Origin of the sequence: Pseudomonas abietaniphila (assembly GCF_039697315.1) — a bacterium.
Lineage (GTDB): Bacteria > Pseudomonadota > Gammaproteobacteria > Pseudomonadales > Pseudomonadaceae > Aquipseudomonas > Aquipseudomonas abietaniphila_B.
Genome location: NZ_CP155619.1, coordinates 48,429 through 61,734, shown reverse-complemented (window position 1 = coordinate 61,734; position 13,306 = coordinate 48,429). Strand labels below are relative to the sequence as shown.

General features: G+C 60.3%; 9 protein-coding genes. 6 read left to right on the top strand and 3 right to left on the bottom strand.

Features of this window, described 5'->3' with window-relative positions; translation table 11 throughout:
- Positions 1–19 precede the first annotated feature (19 nt).
- From ABDX87_RS00240 to ABDX87_RS00225, 4 genes are all read left to right on the top strand, one after another.
- Positions 20–3,127, top strand: coding sequence for an efflux RND transporter permease subunit (locus ABDX87_RS00240; protein ID WP_346831022.1), 3,108 nt, complete (start codon positions 20–22; stop codon positions 3,125–3,127).
- A complete protein-coding gene (locus ABDX87_RS00235; RefSeq protein ID WP_346831021.1) occupies positions 3,124–4,614 on the top strand; it encodes an efflux transporter outer membrane subunit in 1,491 nt (496 codons plus the stop codon). The genes ABDX87_RS00240 and ABDX87_RS00235 overlap by 4 nt, the downstream gene beginning before the upstream one ends.
- A 127-nt stretch (positions 4,615–4,741) precedes the next feature.
- Positions 4,742–6,832 (top strand): putative bifunctional diguanylate cyclase/phosphodiesterase, encoded by a 2,091-nt coding sequence (locus ABDX87_RS00230; protein ID WP_346831020.1) that lies wholly within the window; start codon positions 4,742–4,744, stop codon positions 6,830–6,832.
- A gap of 54 nt (positions 6,833–6,886) precedes the next feature.
- Positions 6,887–7,633, top strand: coding sequence for an SDR family oxidoreductase (locus ABDX87_RS00225; RefSeq protein ID WP_346831019.1), 747 nt, complete (start codon positions 6,887–6,889; stop codon positions 7,631–7,633).
- 59 nt (positions 7,634–7,692) lie between these two features.
- On the opposite strand, the gene mapR is transcribed toward ABDX87_RS00225, so the two are convergent.
- Positions 7,693–9,144 (bottom strand): GntR family transcriptional regulator MpaR, encoded by a 1,452-nt coding sequence (mapR, locus tag ABDX87_RS00220; RefSeq protein ID WP_346831018.1) that lies wholly within the window; start codon positions 9,142–9,144, stop codon positions 7,693–7,695.
- A 122-nt stretch (positions 9,145–9,266) separates the two neighbouring features.
- On the bottom strand, positions 9,267–9,515 hold the full coding sequence (locus ABDX87_RS00215; protein WP_346831017.1) for a DUF3203 family protein: 249 nt from the start codon (positions 9,513–9,515) through the stop codon (positions 9,267–9,269).
- Positions 9,516–10,138: 623 nt separating this feature from the next.
- On the opposite strand from ABDX87_RS00215, the gene ABDX87_RS00210 reads away from it, so the two are divergent.
- Positions 10,139–10,684: an MgtC/SapB family protein gene (locus ABDX87_RS00210; RefSeq protein ID WP_346831016.1), complete on the top strand. Its 546-nt coding sequence runs from the start codon at positions 10,139–10,141 to the stop codon at positions 10,682–10,684.
- Positions 10,685–10,750: 66 nt separating this feature from the next.
- On the opposite strand, the gene ABDX87_RS00205 is transcribed toward ABDX87_RS00210, so the two are convergent.
- Complete coding sequence (locus ABDX87_RS00205; protein ID WP_167362035.1) at positions 10,751–10,927, bottom strand: hypothetical protein; 177 nt, start codon at positions 10,925–10,927, stop codon at positions 10,751–10,753.
- A 331-nt stretch (positions 10,928–11,258) separates the two neighbouring features.
- Between ABDX87_RS00205 and ABDX87_RS00200 the strand changes: the two genes are divergently transcribed.
- The gene (locus ABDX87_RS00200; RefSeq protein WP_346831015.1) at positions 11,259–13,295 is read left to right on the top strand and encodes an alpha-1,4-glucan--maltose-1-phosphate maltosyltransferase; all 2,037 of its coding nucleotides are present in this window, start codon (positions 11,259–11,261) and stop codon (positions 13,293–13,295) included.
- Positions 13,296–13,306: the final 11 nt, after the last annotated feature.

Genomic DNA, 13,306 nt, shown 5'->3' with positions numbered 1-13,306 from the left:
CGGCCTGGAGCTGTCGGCCATGAACCTCTCGGCGCCCTTCATCCGCAGGCCGGTGGCGACGATGTTGCTGAGCCTGGCGATCATGCTGCTGGGCGGCATGAGCTTCGGCTTGCTGCCGGTGTCACCGCTGCCGAACATGGATTTCCCGGTGATCGTGGTCACGGCGTCGTTGCCCGGTGCCAGCCCGGAAATCATGGCGTCCAGCGTGGCGACACCGTTGGAGCGATCCCTGGGCACGATTGCCGGGGTCAACACCATGAGCAGCCGGTCGAGTCAGGGCACGACGCGGGTGATTCTGCAGTTCGACATGGACCGCGACATCAACGGTGCAGCCCGTGAAGTGCAGGCGGCCATCAATGCCTCGCGCAACCTGTTGCCGAGCGGGATGCGCAGCATGCCGACCTACAAGAAGGTCAACCCGTCCCAGGCGCCGATCATGGTGCTGTCGTTGACCTCGGACGTGCTGGAGAAAGGCCAGTTGTATGACCTGGCGTCGACGATTCTGTCGCAGAGCCTGTCGCAGGTGAACGGCGTCGGCGAAGTGCAGATTGGCGGCAGTTCGCTGCCGGCGGTCCGGGTCGAGCTCGAACCCAAATTGCTCGATCAGTACGGCGTGTCGCTGGACGATGTGCGTACCACGATTTCCGGTTCCAACGTGCGTCGGCCCAAAGGGTTTGTCGAGAACGCCGACAACAACTGGCAGGTGCAAGCCAACGATCAGCTGGAAAAAGCCAAGGATTACGAACCCCTGATCATTCGTTATCAGAACGGTGCCGCACTGCGGCTCAAAGACGTGGCGAAGGTCAAGGACTCGGTCGAAGACCGCTACAACAGCGGCTTCTTCAACAAAAAATCGGCGGTACTGCTGGTGATCAACCGTCAGGCCGGTGCCAACATCATCGAAACCGTCGCGGCGATCAAGGCTCAGTTGCCCGCGTTACAGGCCGTGCTCCCGTCCAGCGTCAAGCTGGACCTGGCCATGGACCGCTCGCCGGTGATCAAGGCCACGCTGCACGAGGCCGAAATGACGCTGCTCATTGCCGTGGTGCTGGTGATCATCGTGGTGTTCCTGTTCCTGGGTAACTTCCGCGCGTCGCTGATTCCGACGCTGGCCGTGCCGGTATCGTTGGTAGGGACGTTCGCGATCATGTACCTGTGCGGGTTCTCCCTGAACAACCTGTCGCTGATGGCGCTGATCCTCGCCACGGGATTGGTGGTGGACGATGCCATCGTGGTGCTGGAGAACATTTCCCGGCATATCGACGAAGGCGTGCCGCCTATGAAAGCGGCGTATCTCGGGGCGCAGGAAGTCGGTTTTACGCTGCTGTCGATGAACGTGTCGCTGGTGGCCGTGTTCATCTCGATTCTGTTCATGGGCGGCTTGGTGGAAAGCCTGTTCCGTGAGTTCTCGATCACGCTGTCAGCGTCGATCGTGGTGTCGCTGATTGTCTCGCTGACGCTGACGCCCATGCTTTGCGCCCGCTGGCTCAAGCCCCATGTGCCCGGGACTGAAAACCGCTTGCAACGCTGGAGCCAGCGCGTCAACGACCGCATGGTCGCCCGCTATGACCGCAGCCTCGGCTGGGCGCTGCGTCATCGCCGGCTGACCCTGCTGACGTTGCTGCTGACCATTGGCGTGAACATCGTGCTGTACGTGGTCGTGCCGAAAACGTTTCTGCCGCAACAGGACACCGGCCAGTTGATGGGCTTTGTGCGCGGTGACGATGGGCTGTCATTCTCGGTCATGCAGCCGAAGATGGACGTGTTCCGCAACGCGATCCTCAAGGACCCAGCGGTTGAAAGCGTTGCGGGATTCATCGGCGGCAATGGCGGCACGGGCAATGCGTTTATCATCGTGCGCCTGAAACCGATCGCCGAGCGCAAGATCGGCGCCGAGCAGGTGGTCGAACGCCTGCGCAAGGAGATGCCTCAGGTTCCGGGCGGACGTCTGTTCCTGCAGCCGGACCAGGACCTGCAACTGGGTGGCGGGCGCGAGCAGACTTCCTCGCAATACCAGTACATCCTGCAGAGCGGCGATCTGGAGAGCCTGCGTCTGTGGTACCCGAAAGTGGTCACGGCCTTGAAGTCCCTCAAGGAACTGACGGCCATCGACGCCCATGACGGCGGTGGTACGCAGCAGGTGACGCTGATCGTCGACCGCGATGCTGCCAAGCGTCTGGGCATCGACATGGACATGGTCACCACGGTGCTGAACAACGCCTACAGCCAGCGTCAGGTGTCGACCATCTACGACCCGCTGAACCAGTATCAGGTGGTGATGGAGGTCAATCCCAAGTACGCGCTCGACCCGGTCACGCTGGAGCAGGTCCAGGTGATCACCGCAGACGGTGCACGCGTACCGCTGTCGACCATCGCGCACTACGAACGCAGCCTTGAGGATGACCGGGTCAACCACGACGGTCAGTTCGCCTCGGACAACATCTCCTTCGACCTCGCCGATGGCGTCACGCTGGATCAGGCCACCGCAGCCATCGAACGTGCCGTCGCTGCCGTGGGCTTGCCTGAAGACGTGATTGCCAAAATGGCGGGCACCGCCGATGCCTTTGCCGCCACGCAGAAGAGCCAGCCGTGGATGATCCTCGGGGCGTTGGTGGCGGTTTACCTGGTCCTTGGCATTCTTTACGAGAGCTATGTCCACCCGCTGACGATTCTGTCGACGCTGCCCTCGGCGGGCGTCGGGGCATTACTGAGCATTTACCTCACCGGCGGTCAGTTCAGCCTGATCTCGCTGTTGGGACTGTTTCTGTTGATCGGCGTGGTGAAAAAGAACGCCATTCTGATGATCGACCTGGCCCTGCAACTGGAGCGCGGCAGTGGCATGTCGCCACTGGAATCCATCCGCAATGCCTGTCTGCAGCGTCTTCGGCCGATTCTGATGACCACGCTGGCGGCGATCCTCGGTGCCGTGCCGTTGCTGCTGAGCAGTGCCGAGGGCGCGGAAATGCGCCGCCCGCTGGGCCTGACCATCATCGGTGGCTTGATCCTCAGCCAGATTCTGACGTTGTACACCACGCCTGTGGTTTACCTTTATCTCGACCGTTTGCGTCATCGTGTCAATAAATGGCGCGGCGTGCGAACGGATGCTGCCCTGGAAACTCCGCTATGACCCGTCGCCCGAACGTTTCTATATATCCGCGTGTGGTGCCTTTGCAGCGCACCGTCGGCGCGGCCTTGTGCGCGCTGTTGCTCAGCGCGTGTGCGGTGGGCCCGGACTACAAACAGCCGGACATGCCGACGCCTGCGCACTTCAAACAGGCCGAAGGCTGGACCCAGGCCAACCCGAGCGACGCCATTGCACGCGGCGCATGGTGGGAGATCTATGGCGATGCACAACTCAACGGCCTGGTAGAGAAACTCAATACCTCAAACCAGACGGTCGCTCAGTACGAAGCGCAATACCGTCAGGCGGCAGCGCAGGTGCGCAGTGCACGGGGCGCGTTCTTCCCGACACTGGACCTGACCACCAGCAAGAACCGCTCAAGCCAGGGCACCGGCAGCAGCAGTTCCAGCCTCAGCAGCTCCAGCAGCGGGATTCGTGACACCTACAACGCGCAACTGGGCGTGAGCTGGGAGGCGGATATCTGGGGCAAGCTGCGACGCGGACTGGAGGCGGACAAGGCCAGTGCACAGGCGAGCCTGGCCGATCTGGCCTCGATGCAACTGAGTCTGCAATCGCAACTGGTGCAAAATTACTTGCAACTGCGCGTGATCGACGAGCAAAAGCGCTTGCTGGAAGCCACGGTCGATACCTATGAGCGCTCGCTCAAACTGACGCAAAACCAGTACCGGGCAGGTGTCTCCGGTCGTGATGCGGTGGCTCAGGCGCAAACCCAGCTGAAGAGCACACAAGCCGACCTGATCGACCTGGCCTGGCAGCGCGCGCAGTTTGAAAGCGCCATTGCGGTATTGATGGGGCAGGCGCCCGCCGACTTCAGCCTGGCGCCGACCACCAGTGTCCCTGCGTTGCCGCAGATTCCGGTGCAGTTGCCCTCGCAGTTGCTTGAGCGCCGTCCGGACATCGCAGCGGCCGAGCGTTCGGTCATGGCCGCGAATGCCAATATTGGCGTGGCGAAAGCGGCGTATTACCCGGACCTGACGCTGAGCATGAATGGCGGTTACAGCAGCAGTACCTTCAGCAACTGGATCAGCCTGCCGAACCGGTTCTGGTCGGTCGGGCCGCAGTTGGCGATGACCCTGTTCGACGGAGGTCAGCGGGCTGCCGAGGTGGATCGCACCGAAGCGGTTTACGATCAAACCGTTGCGCAATACCGTCAGACCGTGCTGGATGGCTTCAAGGAAGTGGAAGACTACATGGCGCAGTTGCGTGTCTATGAACAGGAAGCCGGGGTGCGCAAAGAGGCGCTGGACGCCGCACGCGACTCATTGCGTCTGACCAGTAATCAGTACAAGGCCGGTTTGATCGGCTATCTTGATGTCGTCAACGTGCAAACCACAGCGTTGAGCAATGAGCGCAGTGTGCTGACATTGTTGCAGAGCCGGCTGATTGCCAGCGTGCAATTGATCGCAGCATTGGGCGGTGGCTGGAATGCCGACACCGGTCTGACGCGTCAACCCGAGATGTCCAGACGCTGACCATGGATAAAGGCTAATTGCCATAATTTCGACGGGCTGCCGCGACCATTCTTGCCGGATTGGGTACAATCGCCGCCGTATTCCATGGGCTGTGAAGCCTTATCTGGTTGAGTCATGAGTCGCGCCCATGTTGATTGGACACTACACGCTGTCGCTCGTCCTGGTTTCCATTCTGGTGGCCATGCTTGCTTCCTACACCGCGCTCGACCTGGCCGGAAGAGTGGCAACGGCAACCGGCCGGGCAAAGATCATGTGGATCTGCGGTGGTGCGCTGTCGATGGGCATCGGCATCTGGTCCATGCACTTCATCGGCATGCTGGCGTTCAAGTTACCCATTGACCTGGGTTTCGATTTCAGCCTGACGCTGATGTCCCTTGCGGTTGCCGTTCTGTCATCAGGCTTCGCCCTGTGGCTGGTCAGTCAACAGCACGTCCCTTTGCTGCATATCCTGTTCGGCGCCTTCGCGATGGGCACCGGGATCAGCACCATGCATTACACCGGGATGGCTGCCCTGCGGATGCAGCCGGGCATCGATTACGACCCGACGCTGTTTGGTTTGTCCCTGGCCATCGCCGTCACGGCGTCGGCTGCAGCGCTGTGCATCGCCTTGCGTCTGCGCAAGGAAACCCCGTACGTACGTCTGGCCCGTGGCGGTGCTGCGGTGATCATGGGGTTCGCCATCGTCGGCATGCATTACACCGGCATGGCCGCCGCGAGTTTCCCGGAAGGCAGTTTCTGCGGTGCCTCCGTGAACGGTCTGCGCACGGACGGGCTGGATAAACTGGTATTGGTGACCACGCTTGCCGTACTGACCATTACCTTGCTCACGTCGATTCTGGACGCCCGCCTGGAAGCCCGCACCGCGCAACTGGCGGAGTCGTTGAGCGAGGCGAACCGGGAGCTGACCCAATTGGCCTTGCACGACACCCTGACCGGGTTGCCTAACCGGATTCTGCTGGCCGACCGTATTGAACAGGCCATGCGCAAGGTCGATTCCCAGGGCGGCCTGTTCGCACTGATGTTCATGGACCTGGACGGTTTCAAACCGGTCAACGATGCCTTCGGCCACCATGTCGGCGATCAGTTGCTGCGTGAAGTGGCGTTGCGCATGCGTGATAACTTCCATCGCCATGACACCCTGGCGCGTATCGGCGGCGATGAATTCGTCTTGCTGGTCGAGCTTGAGGAGATCGACGATGCAACGACCGTCGCTTCGCGTCAGGTCGCCTTGGTCGGGAAGCCGTTCACCGTTCAGGATCATGACCTCCAGGTGACGGTCAGCATCGGCATCAGCCTGTATCCCGGCAACGGGCGCACGCAGCAGGAGTTGTTGATGAACGCCGATGCGGCGATGTACCACGCCAAAAGTGCGGGCAAGAACGGCTACAGCTTCTTTGATGCATCGATGAATACCAACGCGCGCAACCAGTTGCAGCTGCTTCAGGACCTTCGCGTCGGGTTGCGTGAAAACCAGTTCTGCCTGCACTACCAACCCAAGTTCGCCGCCGGTACGGGTGAGCCTGTCGGGGCAGAGGCGCTGGTGCGCTGGAATCATCCGGAGCACGGCCTGTTGATGCCGGATAAATTCATCGGGCTTGCGGAAAAGACCGGTCTGATCATCAACCTTGGCGAGTGGGTGCTCAACGAAGCCTGTCGACAAATGCGCGTCTGGTTCGACGCCGGCTACACGCACTGGCGCATTGCGGTGAACCTGTCGGCGCTGCAGTTCTCCCACGCGGGGCTGGTGAATAACGTCGCGAAATCGCTCGCGGCGCATGGTTTGCCCGCCAATTGCCTCACGCTGGAGATTACTGAAACCACAGCCATGAGCGATGCCGATGCCAGCATGATGGTGCTGCAGCAGCTGTCGGACATGGGCGTGGACTTGTCGATCGATGATTTTGGCACCGGTTACTCCAGCCTGATGTACCTCAAGCGCTTGCCCGCCAATGAACTGAAAATCGATCGTGGGTTTGTCCGCGATCTGGAGAATGACAGCGACGATGCCGCCATTGTCTCGGCCATCGTAGCGCTGGGGCAGGCGCTGAATTTGCGGATCGTGGCAGAAGGCGTGGAGACCAGCAGTCAGCAAAGTTTCCTGACCCATCTGGGCTGCGACTCGTTGCAGGGTTATCTGCTGGGGCATCCATTGCCAGCGGACCGCTTCATGGCGGATATTAGCGCGGCGCAGAACCGCGTATTCGAGAGCACGCTTTGACGTTTCACGCTTTGCACAACACTAAAAGCAAGAGCATAGAGTCGGAAACACCCCATGGATAAAAACCTCCTCATTACTGGCGGCTCCAGAGGTATTGGCGCAGCCACGGCAGTTCTGGCGGCATCGCAGGGTTATCGCGTCTGCATCAATTATCTTTCTGACCATGCTTCGGCCGAGCGCGTCTGCGGACAGATTCGCGAGGCGGGCGGTTACGCCATCGCGGTTCAGGCCGACGTCAGCAACGAAGACGAAATCATTCGTCTGTTTTCCCGTGTGGACTCTGAAATGGGACGTCTGACCGCACTGGTCAACAACGCCGGGACCGTGGGCGAGACTTCTCGGGTCGACACCATGTCCGAATTCCGTCTGCTCAAGATCATGATGAGCAACGTGGTGGGGCCGATGCTGTGCAGCAAACATGCATTACTGCGCATGTTGCCGCGTCACGGCGGCCATGGTGGCAGCATCGTCAACGTGTCATCGGTGGCCGCGCGACTGGGTTCGCCGGGCGAATACGTCGATTACGCGGCCTCCAAGGGCGCGCTGGACACCTTCACCATTGGCCTGGCCAAGGAAGTGGCGGGCGAGGGCGTTCGTGTGAATGCCGTGCGTCCGGGCTACATCTTCACCGAGTTCCATGCCTTGAGCGGTGATCCCCAGCGCGTCAGCAAGCTTGAACCGACCATTCCGATGGGGCGTGGCGGCCTGGCCGATGAAGTGGCCGAGGCCATCCTGTGGCTGCTCTCGGACAAGGCGTCGTATTCGACCGGGACGTTTATTGATCTGGGCGGCGGTCGTTAGGTCCCAGGTGAACGAAGCAAATTGTGGGACTGAGCAAGCACACTCCCACAATGTTTGATTTACCCCGCCATCATCGAGCGGATGATCTTGCCCAGAGTCTCCATCGCTCGCTCCGAGGTTTCATTCCATGGGCTGCCGTAGTTCAGGCGGATGCAATTCTTGAAGCGTCGGGTGGGCGAGAACATCGGGCCCGGTGCGATGCTGATGCCTTGGGCAAGCGCCACCTGAAACACCTTCAGCGAATCGATCTGCTCAGGCAGCTCCAGCCACAGGAAGTAGCCGCCTGAAGGTTGGCTGACGCGGGTCTGCGGCGGGAAATAACGCGCAACGGCACCCAGCATGGCCCGCAGCTGGTCTTCGAGGCTGTTACGCAGTTTGCGCAGATGGCGGTCATAGCCGCCGTGTTGCAGGTAGTCGGCGATGGCGGCTTGTGCGGGCATCGACGCACACAGGGAAGTCATCAGTTTCAGTCGCTCGACTTTTTGTGCGTAACGACCGGCGGCTACCCAACCCACGCGGTAACCTGGTGCCAGGCTCTTGGCAAACGAGCCGCAATGCAGCACCAGCCCTTCGGTGTCGAACGCCTTGGCGGGTTTTGGCGCGTGCTGGCCGTAATATAACTCGGCGTAGACATCGTCCTCGATCAGCGGCACTTCATGCTTGCGCAGCAGTTCGACGAGTTCGCGCTTGCGTGATTCCGATACCGTCGCCCCGGTCGGGTTCTGAAAGCTGGTCATGCTCCAGCAGGCTTTGACGGGATACCGTTCCAGCGTCTGTTCGAGGACGGCCAGATCGATCCCGGTTTGCGGGTGCACAGGGATTTCGACGGCCTTGAGCTTCAGTCGCTCCAACACCTGCAGACAGGCATAGAACGCAGGGGCTTCGATGGCCACCAGATCGCCGGGTTCGGTCACGGCCTGCAAGCACAAGTTCAGGGCTTCCAGTGCGCCATTGGTGATCAGCAGTTCTTCCATGGGCAGCATTTGACCCGCCACCATGTAACGCAGGGCAATCTGTCGGCGCAGCGTCGGATTGCCTGGGGACAGGTCGCTGACCACCATCCTCGGGTCCATGTCGCGGGTGGCGCTGGCCAATGAGCGCGCCAGGCGTTGCAGCGGGAAGAGGCCTGCGCTGGGGAAAGCGGAGCCGAAAGGCACCGTATTGGGGTCCTTGATCGACTCCAGTACCGAGAACACCAACTCGCTGACATCGACTTCCGTGGACTCACTGACCTGCGGCGCCTGCGACGGCTCGACAACGTGTGGGAGCTCAAAGCGCTGCGTCGCGAAGGTTTCGTTGGCGAAGCTGTCATTGACGAAATACCCGGACCGCGGGCGCGCGCGGATCAGGCCCCGTCGCTCGAGCAGGTAATAGGCTTGAAAAACGGTGGAGGGGCTGATGCCGTGGGTCTGACTGGCGTAGCGCACCGACGGCACGCGTTGACCTGCGGCAAGCACGCCCGAGCGGATCAGCTCGGCGATATCGTCGGCAAACTTTTCATAACGCTTCATTGAGGGCTCACGGCTGGACGGTCAAGCCTGCGGTGCAGGATTGCACCGCACGACTGGGATGACCGAACTATGCGCGTGAACGCCGTTTCAGTACAGGTGCAGATTTTTCTATAAACAGCAGATCAGATCACCGGAGAGTCTTCACCGGGTTCTACGCCAATGGTGTGATGGCGCATGTCCTTTGCCTTATAGACGGTCAAGGCATCGGCCTCCGCTTCGGTAATCGGGATTTTCTTGCCGCCGATGTCTGCTTCAGACATATGGGTCGCGTCATTGGTGGTGATCACGACGTCAATCACAGCGCTGCGGTACGTCGTTCCGTCTACTACCGCTGAGCAGTGTTGATGGCTGCTGTCGAATTCCAGAGGCATGGTCGTACTCCTTCACGGGGTGTGAAGGTGTGACTCCCAACACAATCGAATCGTTTCCCGGTTCCGACAGTGGGTAGGCGTGCAGCGGGCCCGCGCAAATATCGGGCGCCGTGAAAGACTTTCAGGAGCAGTCGGAGGTTACGACGGCCGCGAACGCGGTGGGCCATTCACAGCTGCCGTATCTGACCCGCCGCCTTCGCGAGCAAGCTCGCTCCCACAGGTCTGAGGGCCGCGGCAAGCTCGAGGAACTCTGAAAGAATCCCTGAAACGCTGCACAACCTGTAGGAGCAGTCGGAGGTTACGACGGCCGCGAATGCGGTCTGTCATTCACAGCTGCAATATCTGACCTGCCGCCTTCGCGAGCAAGCTCGCTCCCACAGGTCTGAGGGCCGCGGCAAGCTCAAGGAACGCTGAAAGAACCCCTGAAACGCTGCACGACCTGTAGGAGCAGTCGGAGGTTACGACGGCCGCGAATGCGGTATGTCATTCACAACTGCAATATCGGACCTGCCCCATCCGTGAGCAATCCGACCAAGGCGGGGCCACGGCGAACGAGCCGATAGCGGTGCGGTCCATTGATCGATGTGCCCACAAAGAGGCATCGTGACCGAAGGAACTGCCCAATGAACGCCTGGTGGCAAGAAGTCGTCGAGACGCTGCGCTCCGAGTTTTCGGACATTACCGATGCCTCCCAGCTGACCCGCGTGACCATTCGTTTGGTCATCGCCGCAGTGCTGGGCGGCATTCTGGGGTTCGAGCGCGAGCACAAGGGCAAAGCGGCGGGGGTGCGAACGCATATGTTGGTCTGTATGGGTGCGGCATTGTTCGTGTTGGTCCCACGCCTGGCAGGCGCTGACGACGCAGCGTTAAGCCGGGTGGTGCAGGGGATTGTCGCCGGGATCGGCTTTCTCGGTGCGGGGACCATCCTCAAGGGCGAGAAGCTGAATACCCATCAAGTCAAAGGACTGACCACCGCAGCGGGATTGTGGATGACCGCCGCTATCGGCATAGCAGCCGGTATGGGGCGGGAAGCGACCGCCGTGCTCAGCACGATTCTGGCGCTGGGGATCTTCAGCCTCATGCCGATGATCGTCGAACGTTTCGACCCACCCCAAGAAAAGGAAAAGAACCCGGATCGAAATACGGGAGGCGATTCGCACCAACCCTGAGCACGCCGCGGAGTGCGGCGTGTCCATTGCTCTGCTCGCGTTCTCCCGCAGGTCATACGCGTCTCTTTATTCCGGAAAATCTTCACCGAGAATCGCAGGCGGTTCTTGTGACGGCGGATCGCCTTTGGGGGGCTCGATCACCGGCGGCATGGTCGGTGGAGGCGGTTCTTCAGGTTTAGGGACCGGCAATTCCGGGTCGTCGATATTCGGATCGGGCGTTTCTGCGGGAATGGGAATGTTCATTGCTTCACCTTCCTTCAGCGCAGGTTCGAACAGGCATTAGTGCCGCATTTCAACGCGCTCGCAGGCTTGGACAGCGAGGCGGTTTGAAAGATTCAGCGCAATTTTTCGCGTCTTTTGCAAGCGGTTGAGCGACGCACGGCTACGCTGGCACTGGATCGATTTTTTGCAGCACAAGCTCTTTGAACTTTTCCCCAAGGCTGGCGTTCGGAACCTATGCAGCCACGTCGGGACATGTTCAGTCCGGTGGCTCCCTAACAGTTTTTATGGATAAGACGTTATTGGAACGGATTCTTAACAAGGAGCGTCCCTGGGGCGTGAGGAGTGATGCTCGATGAATGTGACTGCTGATCAGCCATATGGCCCTGATTCTTTGGCCACCGATGTACCGCACCCAACCCAACCTTTACCCCTGACCCAAGCCTTGCAGTTGCCGCGCATTGTCATTGAAGACACGCAGCCTGTCATCGAGGGCGGGCAGCTTGCGGCCAAAGCCATCACTGGCCAGCCGGTGACGGTCACCAGCAAGGTGTTTGCCGATGGCCACGACAAAATGTCGGTGCGCATTCGTTACCGCGCTGCCGACGAACAGGAATGGCACAAAGCACCCATGCGCGAGCTGGGCAACGACAGCTGGATCGGCGAGTTCACCCCGACCTCGGTCAGTCGCTATGTATTCCGTCTTGAAGCCTGGATCGATCAGTTCGGCAGCTATCGCTACGAGCTGGAGAAAAAGTACGCGGCAGGGGTCGATATCGGCCTTGAGCTGGAAGAGGGACGTCTTCATCTCGTGCATGCCTCGGAGCGCAGCCAGCATGAGCTTCGCGGTCAAATCGACAGCCTGCTGCAGCGCCTCGGTCAGAGCACCGAGCACGAGGCGCAGGTGGCGTTGCTGTTGAGCAGCGAAACGGCGACGATCATGTCGCACGCCGATAACCATGCCTTCTTGAGTCGCAGCCTTGAATTCCCGTTGGATGTCGAGCGTGAACGCGCTCAATTCGCCAGCTGGTATGAGCTGTTCCCGCGCTCGATCACCGACGATAAAGCCCGTCATGGCACCTTCAATGACGTCCACAGCCGCTTGCCGATGATTCGCGACATGGGCTTCGACGTGCTGTATTTCCCGCCGATTCACCCTATCGGTCGTGCACACCGCAAGGGTCCGAACAACTCGCTGACGGCAGGCCCTGACGATCCGGGCAGCCCGTATGCCATCGGCAGCGCGGAAGGGGGGCACGACGCTATTCATCCGCAGTTGGGCACCCGCGAGGATTTCCGCAACCTGGTGGCGGCAGCCGCCGAACATGGACTGGAAATCGCGTTGGACTTTGCCATTCAGTGCTCCCAGGACCACCTGTGGCTCAAAGAGCATCCGGGCTGGTTCTCCTGGCGGCCGGACGGCACCATTCGTTACGCGGAAAACCCGCCGAAAAAGTATCAGGACATCGTCAACGTCGATTTCTACGCGCCGGATGCCATTCCCAGCCTTTGGCTGGAGCTGCGCGATGTGGTGCTGGGCTGGGTCGAGGAGGGCGTGAAGATCTTCCGCGTCGACAACCCGCACACCAAACCGTTGCCGTTCTGGCAATGGATGATCGCGGATATTCGCGCTCAGCACCCCGACGTGATGTTCCTCGCCGAGGCGTTCACCAAACCGGCGATGATGGCCCGACTGGGCAAGGTCGGCTATTCGCAGAGCTACACCTACTTCACCTGGCGCAACACCAAGGCCGAGCTCGCTGAGTACTTCACCCAGCTCAACGAATCGCCATGGCGCGAATGCTACCGCCCGAATTTCTTCGTCAACACACCCGACATCAACCCGCGTTTCCTGCATGACTCGGGGCGTGCCGGTTTTCTGATTCGCGCTGCATTGGCGACTATGGGTTCGGGGTTGTGGGGCATGTATTCGGGCTTCGAACTCTGCGAGTCGGCGCCTGTGCCTGGCAAAGAGGAATACCTGGATTCGGAGAAGTACGAGATTCGTCCTCGTGATTTCACCCAGCCGGGCAACATCATTGCCGAAATCGCCCAGCTCAACCGGATTCGTCGCCAGAACCCGGCCTTGCAGACGCATCTGGGCCTGCACATCTATAACGCGTGGAACGACAACATCCTGTACTTCGGCAAACGCAGCGCCGATGGCAGCAACTTCGTGCTGGTTGCCGTCAGCCTCGATCCGCATAACGTGCAAGAAGCGAGTTTCGAGTTGCCGCTTTGGGAAATGGGCCTGCCCGACGATGCCGCGACACTGGGCGAGGATCTGATGACCGGGCACAGCTGGACCTGGTACGGCAAGACGCAGTTTATGCGCATCGATCCGTCCTACCAGCCGTTTGGTATCTGGCGGATCAGAACCACAAACTCATAATTCAAAGGATG